This window comes from Nonomuraea sp. NPDC049269, assembly GCF_043197155.1.
In the GTDB taxonomy this organism is placed as follows: domain Bacteria; phylum Actinomycetota; class Actinomycetes; order Streptosporangiales; family Streptosporangiaceae; genus Nonomuraea.
In genome coordinates, this window is the sequence record NZ_JBICSO010000006.1 from 93,840 (window position 1) to 116,506 (window position 22,667).

Consider the following 22,667-nt stretch of genomic DNA (forward strand, 5'->3'; position numbering starts at 1 on the left):
TCGCTCGTCCCCCCTCCTGTCGTCACGAGCGAGTGGCAGCAGGAATCCATGCCAGCTACTCCACAGGGCTGCGTACGAACCACCCATCACCAACTCCTCCCACCTATGGGCCGGAGCGAGTGACAACCGGAGCGCCACACCAGCCACTCCACAAGGCGCGTACGAACCACCCACCTCACCACCAACTGCTCCTCGCTCACAGGTCAGGAGCGAGTGACAACCGGAGCACCATGCCAACTACTCCACAAGGCCGCGTACGAGCCGCCCTCAGCGACCAGCTCGTCGTGCGACCCCAGCTCGCTGATCCGCCCGTCCTCCACCACCGCGACCCGGTCCGCGTCGTGCGCCGTGTAGAGGCGGTGGGCGATGGCGATCACCGTGCGCCCGTCGAGCACCGCCGCCAGCGACCGCTCCAGATGCCGGGCCGCGCGGGGGTCGATGAGCGAGGTGGCCTCGTCCAGCACCAGCGTGTGCGGGTCCGCCAGCACCAGGCGGGCCAGCGCCAGTTGCTGGGCTTGGGCGGGAGAGACGGCCAGCCCGCCGGACCCGACGACCGTGTCGAGTCCGTCGGGCAGGGCGAGCACCCAGTCGAGCGAGTCGACCGCGGCGAGCGCCGTGCGCACGGCGGGGTCGTCGGCGTCCGGGCGGGCGATCAACAGGTTGTCGCGGAGGGTGCCCTTGAAGATGTGGTGCTCCTGGGTGACCAGCGCGACGTGACCGCGCAGGTCGTCGATGGGCAGCTCGACCAGGGGCACGCCGCCCACCGACACCGAGCCGGTGCGCGGGCCGTGGATGCCGGCCAGCAGCCTGCCCAAGGTCGACTTGCCCGCGCCGGAGGGGCCGACCATGGCCAGCCGCTCCCCCGGCCGGACGGTCAGCGATACGCCATGCAGCACATCGCGGCCCTCGCGGTAGGCGTAGCGGACATCGTCGGCCTCCAGCAGTTCGCCCGCGGGCTGGGCGGTGGAGGCCGTCCGGTCGTCGGGCACGTTCGCCACGCCGAGCAGCCGGGCCATGGCGGCGCCGCCCACCTGCAACTCGTCGATCCACATGAGAAACCGGTCGAGCGGGTCGATGAGCTGCTGCGCGTACAGGGTGGCGGCGGTGACCTGGGCCAGCGAGACCCAGCCGTTGGTGTAGAACAGGCCGCCGACCAGCAACGTCGAGACGACCGGGATCACGTAGCCGAGCTCGACCATGGGAAACCAGACCGTGCGCAGCCCCAGCGTGTAGCGTTCGGCGGCCCACGAGCCGCCGATGTCGCGCGCGGTCCGCGCCTCGCGCCGCCGCTGGAGGCCGAGCGCCTCCACGGCCCTGGCGCCCTCGACGGTCTCGGCCAGCCCCTCGGTCATCTCCGCGTAGGCGGCGTTCTCGCGCAGGTAGCCGTCGCGGGCTCGGTTGAGATACCAGCGGGTGGAGATCCAGAGCAGCGGCGCCGCGATCAGCATCGGCAGCATGAGCAGCGGGCTGACCAGCACCACCGCGCCCATGGTGATCGCGAAGGTGACGATCGCGATCAGCGTCTCGGGTACGGCGTGCCGGACGGTCCGGGAGAGGGAGTCGACGTCTCGGGAGGTCCTGGTGATCAGGTCGCCCGAGCCGGCCCGCTCGACCGTAGACAGCGGCAGGCCGAGCACTCGGTCGACGAAGTCCTCACGCAGTTCGGCGAGGACCTTCTCGCCGAGCCTGGCCGAGGCGAGCACCGCGTAACGTACCAGCGCGCCCTGCCCCAACAGGAACACTCCGATGCCGACAGCAACGAGCAGCACATTGACGTGGCCGCCGTCCTGGACGTTCTGCACCAGTTTGCCGAGCTGCCAGGGCACGGCCAGCCCGACGATCGCCGCGAGCCCGTGCAGGGCCAGGGCGATGGCGAGCCGGCGCGGATACTTGAGCGTCAGCCGCCTGGCGTAGGCGCGCACCTGTTTCTGGTCGGCGACCGGCAGGATCTCGCGGGCCATGTCAGTCCTCCCCTCTCGTCACGGTCGCGGTGTATTCCGGCGAGGTCGCCAGCAGGTCGCGGTGCGCGCCTTCGGCGAGCACCCTGCCGTTCTCGACGTAGATCACGTGGTCGGTGCGGTCGAGCACCAGCGGGCTGGTTGTGCAGACCAGGGTGGTCTTGCCGGCGCGGGCCTTGGCCAGCCGCTCGCCGATGCGGGCCTCGCTGTGCGCGTCGACGGCGCTGGTCGGCTCGACCAGGATGAGCACCTCCGGATCGGCGAGCAGTGCCCTGACCAGCCGCAGGCGTTGCTGCTGCCCACCAGAGAACTCCCGGCCCGCCTCGGCGACCAAGGCGTCCAGCCCGTCGGGCAGGGCCTCGATGATGTCCTCGGCGCAGGCGACGTACAGCGCCTGCTGTACCCGCTCGTGGGAGGAGCCGCCACGAACGTCGAGCTCGTCGCGGAGCCTGCCGGCGAACAGGCGGGCGCCGTTGTCGGCGACCAGGATGCGCGTACGGACCTCGGCCATCGGCAGCGTCGCCAGCTCGGCCCCGCCGAAGGTGACGTCGCCGTCGGAGTAGCGGCCCAGCCGGTCGGCGATGGCGATGGCGTCCTCCGGCGCACCGGCCGCGATCGCGGTCAGGACGCCCGGCTGTACGGTGACGCCGCTGTAGGAGTCGCGCAGCACGCCGCCCTCACTGGTGCCGGCGCCCCCTGACACCTCGGGCTCGATGGACAGGATGCGCACCACGCGGCGGGCCGCGACGTGACCCTTGGTCAGCTTGTCGGCGACCTCGGTGAGCGTACGCATCGGGCCGATCAGGAAGACCGCGTAGCCGTAGAAGGCGACGAGCTGTCCAGCGGTGATCTCACCGCCGATCGCGAACGACGCGCCGATCCCGGTGACGACCGCGATGAGTACGCCGGGCAGCAGGATCTGCGCGCCTTCGAGCAGCGACTCGACCTTCGACACGCTGACGCCCGCGTGCCGTACCCGCTGGGACTCTTCGCGGTAGCGCGAGGCGAACACCTGCTCGCCGCCGATGCCGCGCAGCACCCGCAGGCCCGCCACGATGTCGGCCGACCGGGTGGACAGCTCGCCCGCCAGATCGCGCTGGATCTTCTGCCGCTTGTGCAGCGGCCTGAGCAGGGGCCCGACCGCGACGGCCATCAACGGCACCCCGAACATCACCAGCAGGCCCAGCGGCAGCGAGGTGGAGATGAGGATCACGGTGACCGCGATGATCGCCACGACGGCGCCGGTGCCGCGCAGCAGGACGTCCATCGAGTTACCGATGTGGGCGATGTCGGAGTTACCGACGCTGACCACCTCACCGGTCGACACCCGCTTGGGCAGCGTGGCGCCGAGCCGGGTGGCCTGCCTGGTGGTGACCTGTACGGTGCGGTAGGCGGCGGCCAGCCAGTTGTAGACCGCCATCCGGTGCCGCATGATCCCGGTGAACGCCTGCATCAGGCCGAGCCCGAGCATGATCGCCGACCAGATCAGCAGCGCCTGGGTGTCCTTCGCTGTGACGGCATCGATGCCGTTGCCGAGCACGGCGGGGACCAGCGCCTGCACCAGCCACCAGACGGTGGCGAAGCCGATGCCCGTCAGCAGTGCCGGCGTCTGCATGCGCGCGTTCCACCACAGGTACCGGAGCGGACTGCGGATATCGGGCATGCCTGGATCGGCTTCAGGAAGGGAGCGCATAGCTCATCAAGGTTGACAAGGGACCTGCTGACCCGGCAAACCATTTTCCGACTGACAGCCACGCCGACGCCCACCACCCAGGCCCCACTTCGGAAAGATCGCCCGCTCCGCCCCACCTCGCATCCCCCGGCCCCACCCCGGATCGCCCGCTCCGCCCCACCTCGGATCGCCCGTCACCGCTCCCGTTCCCCTTCCGAGCAGGATCGCCCGTCCCTACTTCGGTCGGGATCGCCCGCCTCGCCCCACCTCGCATCGCCCGGCCCCACCTCGCATCGCCGGTCACCGTCGTGGATCGCCCGCCACCGTCGCGGCCGGGACCGGGGGCCGGGACCGCCACCGTCGCGGCGGGGACCGGGGACCGGAGGCCGGGGGCCGGCGTTCCTCCCTCGGACGGGATGGCCATCCCGTCTCCTCCCGGGGTCGATCAGGCCCCTCCATCCGCGATCGGAGGGTTCCGGGGCGATGATCCACTACCCGATCACTCGTTCGGACGGCTTCCTCTTAAATGCCGCAGCCCGAGACACGCCGAAGCGCTTTACAGGGCGCATGTTCGCATCGGGATGACACTTCGTAGTGCTTTCGCCGTTCAGCCGCCCGGTGCCTGCGGTTTCCGCGCCGTTCTACGGCGGGCCCGGTCTTACACCGTGTATCGAGGGTGGCTCAGGTGATTCCGGGGACCTCCGCAGTGCGCCAGAATCGGTCCCTGTGAAGCACGGGTACACCAACAGCACGGTCGGCGACGACACCTGGGTCGTCAAGTGTTACGAGGGTCCTGACGCGGCGATCCGCCTCAGGACCGAGAGCAGGTTCCTGCGCCGGTTGCGCGGGCGACTGCCTGTGCCCGCCGTACATCAGGTGACCCCCACGAGCGTGACCACCCGGTACGTACGCGGCGCGCACGGCCAGGACCTGCTCGACGAAGGCCGCGTGATCGAGGTCCTCGCCGGGTGCGGGCAGACGCTCGCCCGCATCCATCGGCTGGGGATCGTGCACGGCGACTACGGGCCGCAGAACCTGCTGTTCGACCCGGCCACGTTCGAGACGGCGGCGATCCTCGACTGGGAATGGGCGCACCCGGGCGAGCCGATCGAGGACCTCGCCTGGTGCGAATGGATCGTGCGCATGCACCACCCGGAACACGTACCGCGCCTGCCGTCCTTCTTCGACGCGTACGGCGGGCCGGTGCCGTCGTGGCCGGATCGTCACGCGGCCATGCTGGCGCGCTGCCGTGCCCTGCTCGACTTCACCGGCCGGTGGGAGCCGGGCGGTGACGGCGAGAAGCTGTGGCGTGAGCGCCTCGACATCACCGCCTCCTGGACCGCCTGACACACCCGACCCCAGTCAGGGCAGCAGTTGCAATCGCCAGTCGTTGCAGCGCATCGGATGACCGGCCGGATATTCGAAGTCGACTTCCCCGACGAAAGTGAACCCGGCCTTGCGGCAGATCGCATTGGATGCCGGATGTCCCACGGACGGGTAGGCGTGCAGATGCTTGTTCCTGCCCTCCGCCCGAGCCTTGGTCGCCACGGCGATGGCGGCGGCCGTCGCGATGCCCCGCCCCTGGAACTCCGGTAACACTCCCCAGCCCGTCTCATACACGGTCTCGCCCTGCCATTCCCGCTCCCAGTAGCCGATCGAGCCGGCCGACTCCAGCTCAGGCTCGACGACCACGCTGAACATGGCACCCAGTCCCGGCGCATCCAGCTTGAGATAGCGCTCGTGCCGCGCGACCACCTGGTCCTCGGTTTCGGGACCGCCCAGGTGCTCGGTCATCTCGGGGTCGTTGAGGCGGCGCAGTAGCTCGAGGTCACCCTGCGACCAGGGCTCAAGCCGGACAAAAGGTATCTCCATCTCGCGGATGGTACTCAACGAGTCTGACAACCATGATGCTGTTGTCTCGTCCGGGTGAACCTTGCCTGGGCACCGTCGAGCCTCTCGGCGCGGTGCCTGACCCGCGACGGCTGAGCGACCACGTCCCGGACCTACCCGACGCCCAACGTCGTCACCGGCGACTGGCCGGCGAGGGCCTTGGCTGCATGGAGCACTCGGCACCGAACGTCTCAAACCGTTCCCGAAACCCGAGGCCGTACGGCCGACAGCACACCTGCCGAGCGGCTGGACATCCGCGGGTTGGAGCATCAGGAAGCACCAACACCCCGGATCTTGGCGCCCACCAACAAGACCCACCGCATCCACGCATGCCCGTCATCTAGGAAAGAACTCGACCGCAATGGCTTCTACCGTCGATCCCGTTGTCGCGACCCATCGGGAGAAGCATGAGTACCGAGATCTGCCCATTCAAAATCGACATCGTCCAGGCAGATCTGGATGACCTGAACGAGCGCCTGGATCGCATCCGGTGGCCCCAGCAGTTGCCCGGCGAAGGATGGAGCCGTGGTGTCCCCACTGCGTCCCTGCGAGAACTTGCCGGCTACTGGCGCAACGAGTACGACTGGCGCCGACACGAGGCGCGACTGAACGAGTTTCCGCAGTTCATGACCGAGATCGACGGTCAGGACGTCCATTTCCTCCACATACGCTCGGCCGACCCCGCCGCTCTGCCACTCATCCTCACGCATGGCTGGCCGAACTCGTTCGTGGAGTTCACCGAGCTCATCGGCCGCCTCACCGATCCCCGCACGCACGGCGGTGATCCCGCCCAGGCCTTCCACGTCGTCGTGCCCTCTGTGCCAGGCTTCGGATTCTCCGCGCCGCCGCGCGGGACCGGTTGGACCGCGACACGCGTGGCGCGGATCTGGGCAGAACTCATGGGCCGCCTAGGTTACGAGCGATATGGCACGCAAGGCGGAGATTTCGGAGCGTATGTTGCTCCAGAGGTGGCCAAGATTGCCCCAGACCATGTTGTCGGCGTCTATGTCATCGGTGGTCTTGGCTTCCCCACCGAGAAGGATCTTCCGGAGATGACGGAGAAGGAGCAGGCCGCCTTCACCCTTTTGATGGAACAGGACTGGATGAACGGGGTCGACCACCATGCGCTGCTGCGTACGGCCCCGCAGACCTTCGCCTATGGGTGGAACGACTCCCCGCTCGCGGCACTGGCCTGGATGACCCAGAAGTTCCACGAGTTCAACGCCTCCGGCCGGCCCCTGGAGCAGGCGATCGACCGGGACCTGTTCCTGACCAACGTGAGCCTGTACTGGTTCACCGGGACGTTCGGGACGTCGGCCTGGCCGTACTACGAGAGTAGTGGCTTCGGCTGGCCGGAAGGGCAGGACCTCGTGCCGACCGGCGTTTACAGCGGACCGCCCGGCATCCGCCGGCTCGCGGAACGCCACAACACCATCCTCCACTGGCCAACGGACAACCCTGCCGGTCACCATTTCATCGCCATGGACCAACCAGATCATTTTGCCGCTGACATCCGTACCTTCTTCGCCAAACTCCGCTGACCGGGCGCCTCGTCCTCCCCGGGCGAGGCGGCCTCACGCGCTATCCACCGAAGATGCGGTGTACAGGTCCGCTGCCGATGTACGGACCAAGCCCTCAACCCACAGCCCAGCGCGTCACCCGCTGACAGGGTTGAGCCGGAACGGATAGTACCGGCGAAGTTTTCAACGCCCGGATCAAGACTGTCAACCGGGCGTCCGATCAGAGCAGGATGCTCCGGTGACAGCGGTGTCGCCGTAGTGTCAGGATCGGAGTATGTCCCGCGATCTTCGGCTGCGAGCCACCTTCGACAGCGCGGCCGACTCCTATCAGGACGCACGCCCCGACTACCCGGCCGAGCTGTACTCCGACCTGCTCGCCATCACGGCGATCACGCCACCCGCGCACCTGCTCGAAGTCGGATGCGGTCCGGGGAAGGCCACGCTGCCCCTGGCGCGGATGGGATTCCAGATCACCGCGATCGAACTCGGTGCCGCCCTGGCGGCGGAGGCACGGCACCGCCTCGCCGAATTCGGCGACACTTCCGTGATCACGTCGTCATTCGAAGACTGGGAGCCGCCGACAGGGACCCGCTTCGATCTCGCCTATGCGGCCACGGCGTGGAAGTGGGTGGACCCGGAGGTCAAGTACGCGAAAGCCGCCAAGCTCCTCATCCCGGGCGGCCACCTGGCCGTGTGGAACGCCGACCACGCGATGCCGGTCGGCTTCGACCCGTTCTTCACCGAGATCCAGCAGGTCTACGAGGAGATCGGCGAAGTCCATGACGGCCCGTGGCCACCGCCGCCGCCCGAGGACCTGCCCAACCCCGTCGCCGCCGAGTTCGAGGCCTCCGGGCATTTCACGGTGGTCGGGACGAAGCTCTACGTATGGGCTCTGCGCTACACGGCGGACGAATACATCGCCCTGCTCGACACGTTCTCCGGCCACATCGCCATGGAGCCGGCCAAGAACGAGTACCTCTACCAGGAGATACGCCGCCGCCTCGCCGCACGCCCGGACGGACGGCTCACCCGCCACTGGTCGGTCGTCCTCACCATCGGCCGACGCCTTTAGAGCGCATGACGTGGAGAGCGCACTGGACGTCTTGCAGGTCCAGGCAGTACGACAATGCGCTGGATCTTGCCGTTCTCTCCTCAGAAACCGCACATTCCCCTGCTTGGCTCAGATCATGACGACCATCGCGTACCTTGACCAACTCGCCGCCAGCGCCCCCGGTCGCGCATACAAGCGTGACTTGCTGACCATGATGGAGCTGCGGCCCGGCCAAACCGTGCTCGACATCGGTTGCGGGCCCGGCACCGACCTGGCCGACCTCTCCGACGGCGTCGCCTCTTCCGGTACGGTGATCGGCCTCGACCATGATCCGGTCATGGTGGACCAGGCCCGGGTACGGCTCGCCGGCCGTACCAACGTCGAGATCCTCGTCGGCGACGCCCACGCGATGCCGCTCGCCGACGACAGCGTCGACCGGGCTCGCACGGATCGGATGCTGCGACATGTGCCGGATCCGGGGCGAGTGGTGGCGGAGTTCCGCCGCGTGGCCCGACCGGGCGCCGTCATCGCCATGGCCGAACCCGACTGGCACGGCCTGCTGATCGACTCACCGGCAGGCCAGGGCCTCGTCCGGTACATCACCACGGAAGTGATCCGGAACCCGGCCATCGGCCGCAGCCTCGTCCGCCTCGCCGAACAGGCCGGGCTGACGGTGCGGACCGCAGCGGTGTTTTGCCCGGTGATCCGGGACCTGGAGACGGCCGAACAACTCTTCGGCCTCCGCCGGACCCTCTCCAGGGCTGTGGACGCGGGCTACCTGGATCCCGCCGATGTCGGCTCGGCACCGTTCGTGGTCAGTTGCACGCTGTTCATGGTGGTGGCCGACGCCCCTTGACGGCGCCCGCCCTTGACGCCCAGTTCCCCCGACACCACCAGGGACGGCACCTCCATCGGCGACTCCTGCCCCGCGACCGGACGGATGCCCGGACCGGACGGGTGGCCGGACCGGACGGGTGGCCGGACCGGACGGACGGACCGGACGGACGGACCGGACGGACGGACGGACCGGACGGACCGGACGGACCGGACGGACCGGACGGACCGGACGGACCGGACGGACCGGACGGACCGGACGGACGGACGGCTGGACCGGACGGCCGGGCGCCCGAACTGGGCGGGTGCCGGGCAGGTGGACCGGGCGGGGACCGGGCGGGCGGCCCTGGGGACGGAGCGCTCCGCCCCCAGGGTCAGGCGAATCAGCCGGCCGAGTTGGCCTTGAGGTAGTCGCTGTTCATCTGGGCGATCGTGTCCAGCGGAATCCCCTTGGGGCAGACAGCGGTGCACTCACCCGTGTTCGTGCACCCGCCGAACCCCTCAGCGTCCATCTGGTCCACCATCGCCTTGGCCCGCGTCAGCCGTTCCGGCTGTCCCTGGGGAAGGAGCGACAGGTGGGTGATCTTCGCGGCCGTGAAGAGGGACGCCGAGCCGTTGGGGCAGGCCGCCACGCAGGCGCCGCACCCGATGCAGGTGGCGGCGTCGAAGGCGTCGTCGGCGTCCTCCTTGCGGACCGGGATGCTGTGAGCGTCGGGGGCCGAACCCGCCGGGACCGAGACGAAGCCGCCGGCCTGGATGATGCGGTCGAACGCCGACCGGTCCACCACCAGGTCCTTCACCACCGGGAACGGTGCCGCGCGCCACGGTTCGATGGTGATGGTGGCGCCGTCTTCGAAGTGGCGCATGTGGAGCTGGCAGGTGGTGGTGGCGCGCTGCTCGCCGTGGGCGACGCCGTTGATGACCATGCCGCACATGCCGCAGATGCCCTCGCGGCAGTCGTGGTCGAAGGCCACCGGATCGTCGCCGGAGAGGATGAGGCGCTCGTTGAGCACGTCGAGCATCTCCAGGAACGACATATCCGGCGAGACCTCTTCAACCCGATAAGTCACCATCTTTCCGGGAGCTGAGGGGCCGTTCTGGCGCCAGACGCGAAGGGTCAGGTTCACTTGTAGCTCCGCTGGGTCATCTTGACGTACTCGTACTCGAGCGATTCCTTGTGCAGCACCGGTCCGTCCCCGGAGAACTCCCAGGCCGACACGTGGGCGAAGTGCTCGTCATCGCGCAGGGCCTCGCCCTCGGCGTCCTGCGACTCGGCGCGGAAGTGGCCGCCGCACGACTCGGTACGGATCAGCGCGTCGAGGCACATGAGCTCGGCGAGGTCGAAGAAGTCCGCGACCCGCCCCGCCTTCTCCAGGACCTGGTTCAGCTCCTCGGCGGTCCCCGACACCTTGACGTCGCGCCAGAACTCCTCGCGCAGCTCCGGAATGCGCTCCAGCGCCTTGCGCAGCGACTCCTCGGTGCGCTCCATGCCGCAGTAGTCCCACATGAGCTTGCCCAGCTCGCGGTGGAAGGAGTCGGGGGTGCGCGTGCCGTTCACCGCCATCAGCCTGTCGATCTTGGCCCGCACCTTGATCTCGGCCTCGGCCACGGCCTCGTCGGAGACCTCCTCGAACGGCCCGGCCGCCAGGTAGTCGCCGAGCGTCGTGGGCAGCACGAAGTAGCCGTCGGCCAGACCCTGCATCAGCGCGGAGGCGCCGAGGCGGTTGGCGCCGTGGTCGGAGAAGTTGGCCTCGCCGATCACGAACAGGCCGGGGATGGTGGACTGCAGGTCGTAGTCCACCCACAGGCCGCCCATCGTGTAGTGGACGGCCGGGTAGATGCGCATCGGCGTCTCATAGGGGTTCTCGCCCGTGATGCGCTCGTACATCTCGAAGAGGTTGCCGTACTTCTTCTCCACGGCCTCCCGCCCGAGGCGGCCGATCGCGTCGGCGAAGTCCAGGTAGACGCCCAGCCCGCCGGGGCCGACGCCGCGTCCCTCGTCGCAGACGTTCTTGGCGGCGCGGGAGGCGATGTCCCGAGGGACGAGGTTCCCGAAAGCCGGATAAATCCGCTCCAGGTAGTAATCGCGGTCGGCTTCCGGGATCTCCCCGGCGGGCCGCGAGTCACCCCCGACCTTCGGCACCCACACGCGGCCGTCGTTGCGCAGCGACTCCGACATCAGCGTCAGCTTCGACTGGTACTCGCCCGACACCGGAATGCAGGTCGGGTGGATCTGCGTGTAGCAGGGGTTGGCGAAGTACGCGCCGCGCTCGTGCGCCCGCCAGATCGCCGTGGTGTTGCACCCCTTGGCGTTCGTGGACAGGAAGAACACGTTCCCGTAGCCGCCGGAGGCCAGCACGACCGCGTCGGCCACGTGCCGCTCGATCTCGCCCGTGACCATGTCACGGACGATGATCCCGCGCGCCCGGCCGTCGGCGACGATCAGGTCGAGCATCTCGTGCCGGGTGAACATCTCCACGGTCCCGGCCGCGATCTGCCGCTCCAGTGCCTGGTAGGCGCCGAGCAGCAGCTGCTGGCCCGTCTGGCCGCGCGCGTAGAAGGTGCGGGAGACCTGCGCGCCGCCGAAGGAGCGGGTGTCCAGCAGTCCGCCGTACTCGCGGGCGAACGGGACGCCCTGGGCGACCGCCTGGTCGATGATGTTCACGGAGACCTGGGCGAGGCGGTAGACGTTCGACTCGCGGGCCCGGAAGTCCCCGCCCTTCACCGTGTCGTAGAAGAGGCGATAAATCGAGTCACCGTCGCCGCGGTAGTTCTTCGCGGCGTTGATCCCACCCTGCGCGGCGATGGAGTGCGCGCGGCGCGGTGTGTCCTGGTAGCAGAACGACTTGACGTTGTAGCCCAGCTCGCCCAGCGTCGCGGCGGCCGACCCGCCGGCCAGGCCGGTGCCGACCACGATCACGTTGAGCTTGCGCTTGTTGGCCGGGTTGACGAGCTTGGCGGCGAACTTCCGCTTCTCCCACCGGTCCTCGATGGGACCCGAAGGAGCCTTGGTGTCCTGGATCTCGGGGCCTTCGGTGTACTTCACTTGATCACTCCGAACGTGACGGCGAGCGGCGGCGCGAGAAAGCCGATGACCAGGACCGCGGACACCAGCGCCGCGACCGGGCGAAGGGCCTTGAAACGGGCGGCCCAGCCGAGCGTCTGGAACATGCTCCAGATGCCGTGCCGCAGGTGCAGGCCGACCATGACGACGGCCACGACGTAGAAGAGCGTGACCCACCAGCGCGACAGGTCGAACCCGGCGATCATCCGGTCGGCCGGCGCGGAGTCGAACCCCTTGGGGTTCACCACGCCGAAGGTCAGGTCGAGCAGGTGCCAGACCAGGAAGAGCAGGATCGTGACGCCGCCCCACCGCATGATGTGCGTGGTGTAGCCCTGGGCCTGCGACTTCTTGGCCACGTACTTCACCGGCCGGGCGTGGCGAGCCCGCCGCGCGAGCGAGATCGCCGCCCACATGTGCAGGACCACCGACACGACGAGGCCGACCTCCAGGATCGTCAGCACCGTCCGGTACGGCGCGAGCGGCTCCAGCAGCGTGCGGAGCGCCTCGGCGTACTCGTTGAACGAGTCCTTGCCCAAGAAGATCTTGAGGTTGCCCAGCATGTGGAGGACCAGGAAGAGCACCATGGCGGCGCCCGTCACGGCCATGATGACCTTCTTGCCGTTCGACGAGCGCAGGAACCCGCCGCGCTTTCCGGGCGTTGGCTTCTTCGGTGCGGGCTTCGAGACTGGCGCGGTAGCGGCGCCCCGCTCAATCGTGGCTGTCACACCTTAAGACGCTAGATATCCAGCCATGATCCGTCCAAGTCATGACGGGCCTGGTTTCCATAGCCTTCAGCTATGATGCTTGGTTTGTACGGCCGACGTAAGGAAATCCCGTCAGCCGGTGCGAGGAAAATCACATGCAGTTGCAGCAACTCGCCTACTTCGTCGCGGTGGCGGAGACCAGGCACTTCACTCAGGCCGCCGAGCGGATGCGGGTCGCCCAGCCATCACTCAGCAAGCAGATCAAGGCGTTGGAGAGCGACCTCGGCGCCCCGCTGTTCTCCAGGGCGCGCGGCAACGTCACGCTGACCCCGGCGGGAGAGGCGCTGCTGCCGCTCGCCCGCCGGATGCTGGCCGACGCCGGCACCGCCAGGCAGGAGGTGGCCGAGCTCGCCGGGCTGCGCAGGGGCCGGGTACGGCTCGGCGCCACGCCGTCACTCTGCGCCGGGCTGCTGGCCGACGCCCTGGCCCGCTTCCACCGCGCCTACCCGGGCATCGAGCTGCTGGTCGAGGAGGACGGCTCGCGTGACCTGGTCAGGGCGCTGGCCCGCGGGCAGCTCGACCTTTCGCTCATCATCACGCCGCTGCAGGGCGACGACCCGTCGCTGGTGACCGAGGAGATCCTGCGCGAGAACCTGGTCGTAGTGACACCGTCCCACCAGCCGGAACGCAAGCCGTACCTGCGCATCGAGGATCTGCGCGGCCGGGCGATGGTGATGTTCCGGCGTGGCTACGACCTGCGCGAGGCGACGCTGGCGGCGTGCCGGCAGGCCGGGTTCGAGCCCAGGTTCGCGGTGGAGGGCGGGGAGATGGACGCGGTCCTGCGGTTCGTGGAGGCGGGGCTGGGGCTGGCCGTGGTGCCGTCCATGGTGCTCGACGGGCGGCCGGGGCTGACCGGCACTCCGCTGGCGCCGCCGGGGCTCAGCCGGACCATCGCGCTGGCCCACCGCAAGGATGTGGAGCCGACGAGGGCGGCGCAGGCGTTCCGGGCGACGCTGCTCTCCTTCGTCGTCGAGGCCGGTCACGATCACACGCTTCCGCAAGGGGTCGAGCTCATCGCAGAATGAACCAGAACAGGTCCAACATCTATGAAGAGGCGCGTGTGACGGCAACGCTCAACGAAACGCTGACGCTCCTCCTCATCGAGGACGACGACGGTGACGCGTTCCTGGTGGAGGAGCTACTCAAGCAGGCCGAGGCCCCACCTCGGATCACCTGGGTACGCAGTCTGGAGGAGGGCAAGGCCAAGCTCGACTCCCGGATCCAGTGCGTACTCGTCGACCTCTCGCTGCCCGACGCCACCGGCCTGGAGGCGCTGGAGCAGGTGCTGGCGGCGGCACCGCACGCGGCCGTGCTGGTGCTCACCGGGCTGCGCGACGCCCACGTGGGGGTCGCCGCGGTCAAGGCCGGCGCGCAGGACTACCTGGTCAAGCAGGATGTCGACGCGCGGCTGCTGGCCAGGGCCATCCGCTACGCGATGGAACGCAAGCGGGCCGATCTGGCGCAGCTCCGGTTGGTCGCGGCCGAGCTGACCGCCAAGGAGAACGCCCGGCTGGAGAGCGGCCTGTTGCCCGTCGCCCTGCTGCACACCGACGCGCTGGACCACACCACCCGTTACCTGCCGGGCAGCCAGGGGGCGCTGCTGGCCGGCGACTTCCTCGACACCGTGCAGACGCCCGACGGTTCGGTGCACATCGTGATCGGCGACGTCTGCGGGCACGGCCCCGACGAGGCCGCGCTCGGCGTGGCGCTCCGCATCGCCTGGCGCACGCTGGTGCTCGCCGGGCAGACCGGCGAACGGCTGCTGCGCACGCTCGACGCCGTGCTGCGCGCGGAACGCCAGGCCCCGGAGATCTTCACCACGCTCTGCATGGCGACGATCACGCCCGACCTGCGCAACGCCAGGATGCGGGTGGTCGGCCATCCACCGCCGGTCCTGGTACGCGACGGGGTCGTCAGCGTGGTCGACGGCGCGCCCTCGGGGCCGCCGCTCGGCATCTTCTCCGACGCCGAATGGACCGTCCTCGACGTGCCCCTGGGCGACGAATGGTCGATGATGCTCTACACCGACGGCCTGATCGAGGCCGCGGTGGGCGAGCAGAAGGAACTGCTCGGCGTGGAGGGACTGGTCGACCTGGTACGCGAGCACGGCTCGATCGACCTCGACCGGCTCATCAGGCACGTGGGCACGCTCAGCGACGACCTCGCCGCGATACTCGTCAGCAGGAGGCCGGAGTGAGGATCCATCCGCTGCCCCCGCCGAAGCCGGCGACGGGCCTCGGCAAGTTGCCGGTGGCCCGCTGGTTCGTCGCCATCGGCGTGGTGACCGCCGTGGCGTTCGTGATGGGCTCTGTGCTGATCATGATGCTGGTCGCCGACGTACGGGCGCAGGGGCCGCGGCCCAACGTCGCGGCCCAGCTCGACCGGCTGAACGTGGCGCTGATCGTGCTGCTGGCCGTGATGGCCGCGGCGGGGGTCGGGCTGGTGTTCATCGTCCGTTTCGCCGTACTGAAGCCCATCGCCCAGCTCACCGACCAGGTACGCAAGGTCGCGGCGGGCGACTTCGACCATCAGCTCAGCGTGGAGCGGCCGGCGGAGCTGGCCGAGCTGTCGAGCCACGTCGACTCCATGCGCCGGCGTGTCCTGACGGCCTGGCGCCGGGCCGAGGAGCAGGCCGACGAGCTGCGCAGGTCCAACGGGGAGCTGGAGCAGTTCGCCTACGTCGCCAGTCACGACCTGCAGGAGCCGCTCCGCAAGGTCGCCAGCTTCACGCAGATGCTGGAGCAGAGGTACGGGGACAAGCTCGACGACCGGGCCAAGGAGTACATCCGCTACGCCGTCGACGGCGCCAAGCGCATGCAGCTGCTCATCAACGACCTGCTCGACTTCTCCAGGGTCGGCCGGGTCACCGGCGAACGGGTGACCACCGACACGGGCGCCGCGCTCTCCACGGCCCTGGACAACCTCTCGGCCGCGATCGAGGACACCGGGACGGTCGTCACCAACGACGCCATGCCCAAGGTCGTCGGCAACCGGGGCCAGCTCACCCAGCTCTTCCAGAACCTGATCGAGAACGCCGTCAAGTTCCGCTCGGACCTGCCGCCGCGCGTGCACATCGGCGTCGAGCGGGCCGGGGAGATGTGGGAGTTCAGCTGCGCGGACAACGGGATCGGGGTGGAGGCCAAGTACGCGGACCGCATCTTCCTGATATTTCAGCGTTTGCATGCGAGAGACGTGTATCCAGGGACTGGCATCGGGCTCGCGCTCTGCCGCAAGATCGTCGAGTATCACGGTGGGCAGCTCTGGCTCGACGGCGAGGCCGACGGGCCGGGCGCGACGTTCCGCTGGACCCTGCCCGCGGCTGGAGATGAAGATGACGACTGACTGGCGGCCGATCGAGGTGCTCCTCGTCGAGGACGATCAGGGTGACGTGCTCCTCACCAAGGAGGCGTTCGACTTCAACAAGGTCCGCAACCGCCTGCACGTGGTCAACGACGGTGAGCAGGCGATGGCCTTCCTGCGCCGGGAGAACGACTACCACGCAGCCCCCACGCCCGACCTCATTCTGCTCGACCTGAACCTGCCCAGGATGGGCGGCCTGGAAGTGCTCAGCGAGGTCAAGGCCGACGCGGACCTGCGGACGATCCCGGTGGTGATCCTGACGACCTCGGAGGCGGAGGAGGACATCCTGCACAGCTACCGGCTGCACGCCAACGCTTACGTCTCCAAGCCGGTGGATTTTGAGCAATTTATCCGGGTTGTCCGCCAAATAGATGATTTTTTCGTGACTGTGGTTAAGCTGCCGAGCAAAGGGCAGCCCACGTGACAGGGGTACGTGACAGGAATCACAGCGAGTCATCGAAAAAGTGAGTGACCCTCCTCACAAATCCCGAGGCGGTCGTCGTAACGTATCCCCCACCAAATGCGCGCCGCGAGCGGAGGCCCCGCCCCGCCGTGTACGCGCCAACCGAACGACCCGGATTCCCTGTGAGCAGGGTCCGCGGGAGGTGGAGAGGTCCGCGATGACCCAGACGACGCCCGATGCTCCTGTCAGAAGGCAGCGTGCGCAGATCAGGGTGCGCACGTTGCGCACCGACAGATGGTGGCTGGCCCCGCTGCTGACGTTCCTGGCGCTCAGCGCCTTCCTCGTCTACGGCGTGTGGGCGATCATCGACGGCAGCTACTACTTCGACCCGTACATCGCCCCGTTCTCGTCGCCCTGCCTCACCACCTCGTGTGCTGAGGGAGCGCGGCTGTTCGGCTGGGCGCCGATCGGTGACTGGTACACACTGCCGCCCGGCCTGCTGATTCTCGGCCTGCCCGGTGGGTTCCGGCTGACGTGCTACTACTACCGCAAGTCCTACTACCGGTCGTTCTGGCTGTCGCCGCCCGCGTGCGCCGTACAGGAGCCGCACGGCAAGTACAGCGGCGAGACCCGCTTCCCGCTGATCATGCAGAACATCCACCGGTACTTCTTCTACGCGGCCATCGTCATCGGCGCGATCCTGAGCTACGACGCGATCCTCGCGGTCATCCACAAGCCGCTGGGCCTCGGCTCCTGGGTCCTGATCGCCAACGCCGTCCTGATCGTCGCCTACACGCTGTCGTGCCACTCCTGCCGGCACATCACCGCGGGCCGGCTCAACCACTTCTCCCGGCATCCGCTTCGCTACCGGGCCTGGACCTTCGTCTCCAAGCTCAACGCCAAGCACCAGCCCCTCGCGTGGGCCTCGATGTTCTCCGTCATGGGCGCCGACCTGTACGTCCGCCTCGTCGCCAAGGGCATCATCGCCTTCCCGTACGCGTAAGGCCTCTTCTGTTAGGACATTCTGTGGAAATCGAGCGTCACGAATACGACGTCGTCGTCATCGGCGCGGGCGGCGCCGGACTGCGGGCCGCGATCGAGGCCCGCCAGCAGGGCAAGCGGACGGCGATCGTCTGCAAGTCGCTGTTCGGCAAGGCCCACACGGTCATGGCCGAGGGCGGCGCGGCCGCCGCGATGGGCAACGTCAACCCGGACGACAACTGGATGGTGCACTTCCGTGACACCATGCGGGGCGGCAAGTTCCTGAACAACTGGCGGATGGCCGAACTCCACGCCAAAGAGGCCCCCGACCGGGTCTGGGAGCTGGAGGCGTGGGGTGCGCTGTTCGACCGCACCAAGGACGGCAAGATCAGCCAGCGCAACTTCGGCGGGCACGAGTACCCCCGGCTGGCCCATGTCGGCGACCGCACCGGCCTGGAGCTGATCCGCACGCTGCAGCAGCGCGTCGTCGCGCTGCAGCAGGAGGACTTCGAGACACACGGCGATCACGAGGCCTACATCAAGGTCTTCGCGGAATGTACGGTCACCCGCCTGCTCAAGGACGGCGACCGTATCTCGGGTGGCTTCGGCTACTGGCGCGAGACCGGAAATTTCGTGGTCTTCGACGCGCCCGCGGTGGTGCTGGCGACCGGCGGCATCGGCAAGTCCTACGTGGTGACCTCCAACTCCTGGGAGTACACCGGTGACGGCCACGCCCTGGCCCTGCTGGCCGGCGCGAAGCTGATCAACATGGAGTTCATCCAGTTCCACCCCACCGGGATGGTCTGGCCGCCGTCCGTGCGCGGCATCCTCGTCACCGAGTCGGTCCGCGGCGACGGCGGCGTGCTGCGCAACTCCGACGGTGAACGCTTCATGTTCAAGTACATCCCCGAGGTGTTCAAGGACAAGTACGCCACCACCGAGGAGGAGGGCGACCGCTGGTACACCGACCAGGCCAACAACCGCCGTCCCCCGGAGCTGCTGCCGCGTGACGAGGTGGCCCGCGCGATCAACGCCGAGGTGAAGGCGGGCCGTGGCTCGCCCCAGGGCGGCGTCTTCCTCGACGTGTCCACCCGGCTCCCGGCCGAGGAGATCAAGCGGCGGCTCCCGTCGATGCACCACCAGTTCAAGGAACTGGCGGACGTCGACATCACCGCCGAGCCCATGCAGGTGGGCCCGACCTGCCACTACATCATGGGCGGGGTCGAGGTCGACGCCGACACCGGTGCGGCGGCCGTGCCAGGGCTCTTCGCCGCGGGCGAGGTCTCGGGCGGCATGCACGGCTCCAACCGCCTGGGCGGCAACTCGCTGTCCGACCTGCTGGTCTTCGGCCGCCGGGCGGGTGCCGGGGCCGCCGCGTACATCGACGCCCTGCCGGCCAGGCCCAAGGTGGTCCAGGAACTCGTGGAGGAGGCGCACACCGAGGCCCTGGCGCCGCTGGGCCGCTCCGGCGAGAACCCCTACGAGGTGCACCACGAGCTCCAGCGGACGATGAACGACCTGGTCGGCATCATCCGCAAGGCCGAAGAGGTGTCCGAGGCCCTGGAGGTCGTGGAGAAGCTCAAGGAGCGCGTACGGCTGGTCGGCGCGGCCGGCTCGCGCATCTACAACCCCGGCTGGCACCTCGCGATCGACCTGCGCAACATGGTCCTCGTATCGGAGTGCGTGGCGCGGGCCGCGCTGCTGCGCGAGGAGAGCCGTGGCGGACACACCCGTGACGACTTCCCCGGCATGAACCCGGTGTGGCGCCGCAAGCTGCTCGTCTGCTCGACGGAGGACGGCTCGTCCGTCACGGTCGAGGAGAAGGTCCAGCCTTCGATGGCCGACCACCTGATCAAGCTGTTCGACCGGGACGAGCTGACGAAATACCTCACCGACGAAGAGATGACCGAGTTCGACGGGATCGCAAAGTCATGAGTTACAAGGCAAAGTTCAAGGTGTGGCGCGGTGAGGGCGGTGAGGGCAAGCTCGAGGACTTCACCGTCGAGGTGAACGAGGGCGAGGTCGTCCTCGACATCATTCACCGCCTGCAGGCCACGCAGGCACCCGACCTGGCGGTCCGCTGGAACTGCAAGGCCGGCAAGTGCGGCTCCTGCTCGATGGAGATCAACGGGAAGCCGCGGCTGGGCTGTATGACGCGGATGTCCACCTTCACCGAGGACGAGACGATCACCGTCACCCCGATGCGGACTTTCCCCGTCATCAAGGACCTCGTCACCGACGTCTCGTTCAACTACGAAAAAGCGCGGGAAATCCCGTCGTTCACTCCGCCGGAGGGTGTGCGGCCGGGCGAGTACCGGATGAAGCAGGTCGACGTCGAGCGGTCCCAGGAGTTCCGCAAGTGCATCGAATGCTTCATGTGCAACAACATCTGCCACGTCATCCGTGACCACGAGGAGAACAAGCCCGCCTTCGCCGGGCCGCGCTTCCTCATGCGCATCGCGGAGCTCGACATGCACCCGTACGACGTGGCGGACCGGCAGGAGTCGGCCCAGGAGGAACACGGCCTGGGCTACTGCAACATCACCAAGTGCTGCACCGAGGTCTGCCCCGAGCACATCAAGATCACCGACAACGCGCTCATCCCGATGAAGGAGCGCGTGGCGGACCGGAAGTACGACCCGATCGTGTGGCTGGGCAACAAGATCTTCAAGCGCGCCAAGTAACGTCACAGCGAGACCAAGGCCGGTGAGGGCTCCCCTCACCGGCCTTTCTGTCGCCCGGGGGTGTGACTTGTTGACTGGTTTTGCTAAACTGGTCATCAAGTCACCATGGAGGTCGGATGCTGGGAAGACCGAGCGAAGCCGCCGACCGCGCCGACCGGATCCTCGACGCGGCGGCCGAGCTGACCGTGCGCCTCGGCTCCCGCAAGGTGACGATCGACGACATCGCCCAGCGGGCCGACATCGGCAAGGGCACCGTCTACCTGCACTGGCGTACCAAACAGCAGCTCTTCGAGGCCCTGTTCGTGCGCGAGGCCGTCATCTACATCGAGACGCTGCTCGGCGAGCTGCGCCGCGACCCGTCCGTGGTGCTGCCGCACCGCATGATCAGCACGCTGTTCCTGGTCGTCAGCCGCAGGCCGGTGCTGCGCGCGCTCCTCACCGGCAACCTGCCGCTGCTCCAGGGCAGGATGGCGGAGAGCGCGACGCGCGGCAACGAGCTGCTCGCCACCGCGCGCTTCCACGAGGTGATGCTCCGATACGGCCTGTTCCGCGACGACGTCGAGCACCTGATGTACGGCCTGACCGCGACGCAGGCGGGCTTCTACCTCCTCGACACCGTGGCTCCGGTGCCCGATGAGCCGGACCTGGTGGCCAAGGCCGAGGCGCTCGCGCACATCGTCCGGCACGCGTACGAACCGGCCGTGCCGCCAGGCCCGCAGATGATCGCCGCCGCTGCCGCGGAGATCATCGCCCTCTACGACACCCTGATCCCCCCTTATCGGGAGTTGCTCTACGGCGCGTACCCCATCAGACGGGACTGACAGATGCGCACAGAAAAGGTGGAACTCACCGGCGCCAAGGAAACCCTCCTGTACACGCTGTACTTCAGGGCACTCGACAGCCGCTCGGCGCGACCGATCCTCGACGACCCCTGGGCCGCCGACACGCTCGCCCGCCTCGACTACAACCGCTTCAAGATCAAGATGGCGGCCGGCGACCGCTACCTGGGCCTGCTGCGGGCCAGGCGGCTCGACACCTGGACCAGGCAGTACCTCGCCGGCCATCCCGACGCCGCCGTACTGCACCTGGGCTGCGGCCTGGACAGCCGGGTCCTGCGCATCGACCCGCCGGCCGGCGTCGAGTGGATCGACGTCGACTTCCCCGAGGTCATCGACCTGCGCGGGCGCCTCTACCCCGAGCGCGACCACTACCGGATGATCGCCTCCTCGGTGACAGAGCCCGGCTGGCTGGAGTCGATCCCCACCGGCCGTCCCGTGCTGGTGATCGCCGAGGGATTGCTGATGTACCTCATGGGACCGGACGTCAGGCAGCTCCTCGTCCGGCTGGCCGAACGCGTCCCGCACGGCGAGCTCGCCTTCGACGCCATCGCCCCCTGGCTCGCCGCCTTCTCCAGGACGCTCGGCTGGAAGCTCTCGTCACTCGCCGATCCGCACGAGCCGGAGCGCTGGACCGGCGGGCTCACCCTGCTCGACCGCGTCCCCGTCCTGTCGGACCTCGAACTGATCGCAGCCCCCCACTACCGCCTGACCCTCCAGGCCCTCACGAGGATGGCCTGGATGCGGAACGCCATGTCGCTGTTCCGCTACCGCATAGGTGACACCTGAGGAAAGGTCGTTCCATGGCAGCCAAGATCTGCCTCGTCACAGGCGCCTCGGCCGGCATCGGCCACGCCACCGCACTCGAACTGCTGCGTGCCGGCCACACGGTCTACGGCGTGGCCCGGCGCGTCGACCGGATGGAGGACATCCGGCAGGCCGGCGGTCACACCCTCGCGATGGACGTCACGAAGGAGGAGGACCTGGAGCGCGTCGTCAGCACCGTCCTCGACGAACAGCCGGGCATCGACGTGCTGGTGAACAACGCCGGCGTCGGCGTGTACGGCGCCGCCGAGGACGTGCCGATCGACAGCGGACGTCACCAGTTCGAGGTCAACCTGTTCGGGCCCGCCCGGCTGATCCAGCTGGTCCTGCCTCGGATGCGCGAGCGCGGCGCCGGCACGATCGTCAACGTCTCCTCGATCGGCGGGGTGATCTCGCTCCCACTCGGCGGCTGGTATCACGCCTCGAAACACGCTCTGGAAGGCTATACCGACACTCTCCGCCAGGAGGTCGGCCGGTTCGGCATCAAGGTGGTGCTCATCGAGCCCGGCCTCATCAAGACGGAATTCGAGTCGAGCACGCCCCTCGACCTGAGAGAGGTCTCCGGCAAGGGGGCTTATGCCGCCGTGGCGAACGCGATGGCGGACCGCGCGGAACAGTCCTTCTCCGGAAGCAAGGCCTCGGACCCGGCCCTGGTCGCCCAGTGCATCCGCGCCGCCATCGAGTCCACGTCCCCGAAGCCGCGCTACGCCGTCGGCTACCTGGCCAAACTCCTCCTGCGAATGAACTGCCTCCTCCCCGACCGCACCTTCGACAAACTCGTCACCCGGACGTGAGTATTCGTCGAACAGCCGTGATCCGATCTCA

At 68.4% G+C, this 22,667-nt stretch carries 20 protein-coding genes; 14 read left to right on the forward strand and 6 right to left on the reverse strand.

Features of this window, described 5'->3' with window-relative positions:
- Positions 1–203 precede the first annotated feature (203 nt).
- Entirely contained in the window at positions 204–1,961 is a 1,758-nt protein-coding gene (locus tag ACGFNP_RS32315) for an ABC transporter ATP-binding protein (protein WP_358328619.1), read from the reverse strand.
- A 1-nt stretch (position 1,962) separates the two neighbouring features.
- The gene (locus ACGFNP_RS32320) at positions 1,963–3,621 is read right to left on the reverse strand and encodes an ABC transporter ATP-binding protein (protein WP_393325208.1); all 1,659 of its coding nucleotides are present in this window, start codon (positions 3,619–3,621) and stop codon (positions 1,963–1,965) included.
- A gap of 735 nt (positions 3,622–4,356) precedes the next feature.
- Between ACGFNP_RS32320 and ACGFNP_RS32325 the strand changes: the two genes are divergently transcribed.
- Positions 4,357–4,977 carry a phosphotransferase gene (locus ACGFNP_RS32325; RefSeq protein WP_393325210.1) on the forward strand — a complete coding sequence of 207 codons (621 nt, stop codon included), beginning with the start codon at positions 4,357–4,359 and terminating at the stop codon, positions 4,975–4,977.
- Positions 4,978–4,992: 15 nt separating this feature from the next.
- Here the strand turns inward: ACGFNP_RS32325 and ACGFNP_RS32330 are convergent, their stop codons facing one another.
- Positions 4,993–5,502: a GNAT family N-acetyltransferase gene (locus ACGFNP_RS32330; RefSeq protein WP_393325212.1), complete on the reverse strand. Its 510-nt coding sequence runs from the start codon at positions 5,500–5,502 to the stop codon at positions 4,993–4,995.
- 425 nt (positions 5,503–5,927) lie between these two features.
- Here ACGFNP_RS32330 and ACGFNP_RS32335 point away from each other — a divergent pair, with 425 nt between their 5' ends.
- The 3 genes from ACGFNP_RS32335 (at position 5,928) to ACGFNP_RS32345 (ending at position 8,947) form a co-directional block, all read left to right on the forward strand.
- Positions 5,928–7,061, forward strand: a complete 1,134-nt coding sequence (locus ACGFNP_RS32335; RefSeq protein WP_393325214.1) for an epoxide hydrolase family protein — start codon at positions 5,928–5,930, stop codon at positions 7,059–7,061.
- 253 nt (positions 7,062–7,314) lie between these two features.
- A complete protein-coding gene (locus ACGFNP_RS32340) occupies positions 7,315–8,112 on the forward strand; it encodes a class I SAM-dependent methyltransferase (RefSeq protein WP_358328604.1) in 798 nt (265 codons plus the stop codon).
- A gap of 115 nt (positions 8,113–8,227) precedes the next feature.
- Positions 8,228–8,947 carry a methyltransferase domain-containing protein gene (locus tag ACGFNP_RS32345; protein WP_393325217.1) on the forward strand — a complete coding sequence of 240 codons (720 nt, stop codon included), beginning with the start codon at positions 8,228–8,230 and terminating at the stop codon, positions 8,945–8,947.
- Positions 8,948–9,308: 361 nt separating this feature from the next.
- Here the strand turns inward: ACGFNP_RS32345 and ACGFNP_RS32350 are convergent, their stop codons facing one another.
- The 3 genes from ACGFNP_RS32350 to ACGFNP_RS32360 are packed head-to-tail and all read right to left on the reverse strand — an operon-like array spanning position 9,309 to position 12,714.
- Positions 9,309–10,052, reverse strand: coding sequence for a succinate dehydrogenase/fumarate reductase iron-sulfur subunit (locus ACGFNP_RS32350; RefSeq protein ID WP_358328598.1), 744 nt, complete (start codon positions 10,050–10,052; stop codon positions 9,309–9,311).
- Positions 10,049–11,971: a fumarate reductase/succinate dehydrogenase flavoprotein subunit gene (locus ACGFNP_RS32355; RefSeq protein WP_393325219.1), complete on the reverse strand. Its 1,923-nt coding sequence runs from the start codon at positions 11,969–11,971 to the stop codon at positions 10,049–10,051. Before ACGFNP_RS32355 ends, ACGFNP_RS32350 begins: the two co-directional genes overlap by 4 nt.
- Positions 11,968–12,714: a succinate dehydrogenase cytochrome b subunit gene (locus ACGFNP_RS32360; RefSeq protein WP_358328592.1), complete on the reverse strand. Its 747-nt coding sequence runs from the start codon at positions 12,712–12,714 to the stop codon at positions 11,968–11,970. The genes ACGFNP_RS32355 and ACGFNP_RS32360 overlap by 4 nt, the downstream gene beginning before the upstream one ends.
- Before the next feature lie 134 nt (positions 12,715–12,848).
- Between ACGFNP_RS32360 and ACGFNP_RS32365 the strand changes: the two genes are divergently transcribed.
- From ACGFNP_RS32365 to ACGFNP_RS32410, 10 genes are all read left to right on the forward strand, one after another.
- Positions 12,849–13,778, forward strand: coding sequence for a LysR substrate-binding domain-containing protein (locus tag ACGFNP_RS32365; RefSeq protein WP_358328589.1), 930 nt, complete (start codon positions 12,849–12,851; stop codon positions 13,776–13,778).
- Positions 13,779–13,813: 35 nt separating this feature from the next.
- A complete protein-coding gene (locus ACGFNP_RS32370) occupies positions 13,814–14,950 on the forward strand; it encodes a PP2C family protein-serine/threonine phosphatase (protein WP_393325222.1) in 1,137 nt (378 codons plus the stop codon).
- The gene (locus ACGFNP_RS32375) at positions 14,947–16,095 is read left to right on the forward strand and encodes an ATP-binding protein (protein ID WP_358328583.1); all 1,149 of its coding nucleotides are present in this window, start codon (positions 14,947–14,949) and stop codon (positions 16,093–16,095) included. The genes ACGFNP_RS32370 and ACGFNP_RS32375 overlap by 4 nt, the downstream gene beginning before the upstream one ends.
- Positions 16,085–16,537, forward strand: coding sequence for a response regulator (locus tag ACGFNP_RS32380; protein ID WP_393325224.1), 453 nt, complete (start codon positions 16,085–16,087; stop codon positions 16,535–16,537). Before ACGFNP_RS32375 ends, ACGFNP_RS32380 begins: the two co-directional genes overlap by 11 nt.
- Before the next feature lie 196 nt (positions 16,538–16,733).
- The gene (locus tag ACGFNP_RS32385) at positions 16,734–17,519 is read left to right on the forward strand and encodes a hypothetical protein (protein WP_219538097.1); all 786 of its coding nucleotides are present in this window, start codon (positions 16,734–16,736) and stop codon (positions 17,517–17,519) included.
- Positions 17,520–17,542: 23 nt separating this feature from the next.
- Positions 17,543–19,432, forward strand: a complete 1,890-nt coding sequence (locus ACGFNP_RS32390; protein ID WP_393325227.1) for a fumarate reductase/succinate dehydrogenase flavoprotein subunit — start codon at positions 17,543–17,545, stop codon at positions 19,430–19,432.
- Positions 19,429–20,181 carry a succinate dehydrogenase/fumarate reductase iron-sulfur subunit gene (locus ACGFNP_RS32395; protein ID WP_225300743.1) on the forward strand — a complete coding sequence of 251 codons (753 nt, stop codon included), beginning with the start codon at positions 19,429–19,431 and terminating at the stop codon, positions 20,179–20,181. Before ACGFNP_RS32390 ends, ACGFNP_RS32395 begins: the two co-directional genes overlap by 4 nt.
- A 116-nt stretch (positions 20,182–20,297) precedes the next feature.
- Positions 20,298–21,002, forward strand: coding sequence for a TetR/AcrR family transcriptional regulator (locus ACGFNP_RS32400; protein WP_393325229.1), 705 nt, complete (start codon positions 20,298–20,300; stop codon positions 21,000–21,002).
- Positions 21,003–21,005: 3 nt separating this feature from the next.
- The gene (locus ACGFNP_RS32405; RefSeq protein ID WP_393325231.1) at positions 21,006–21,806 is read left to right on the forward strand and encodes a class I SAM-dependent methyltransferase; all 801 of its coding nucleotides are present in this window, start codon (positions 21,006–21,008) and stop codon (positions 21,804–21,806) included.
- Between the two features lie 14 nt (positions 21,807–21,820).
- Complete coding sequence (locus ACGFNP_RS32410; RefSeq protein WP_393325233.1) at positions 21,821–22,636, forward strand: oxidoreductase; 816 nt, start codon at positions 21,821–21,823, stop codon at positions 22,634–22,636.
- Positions 22,637–22,667 lie beyond the last annotated feature (31 nt).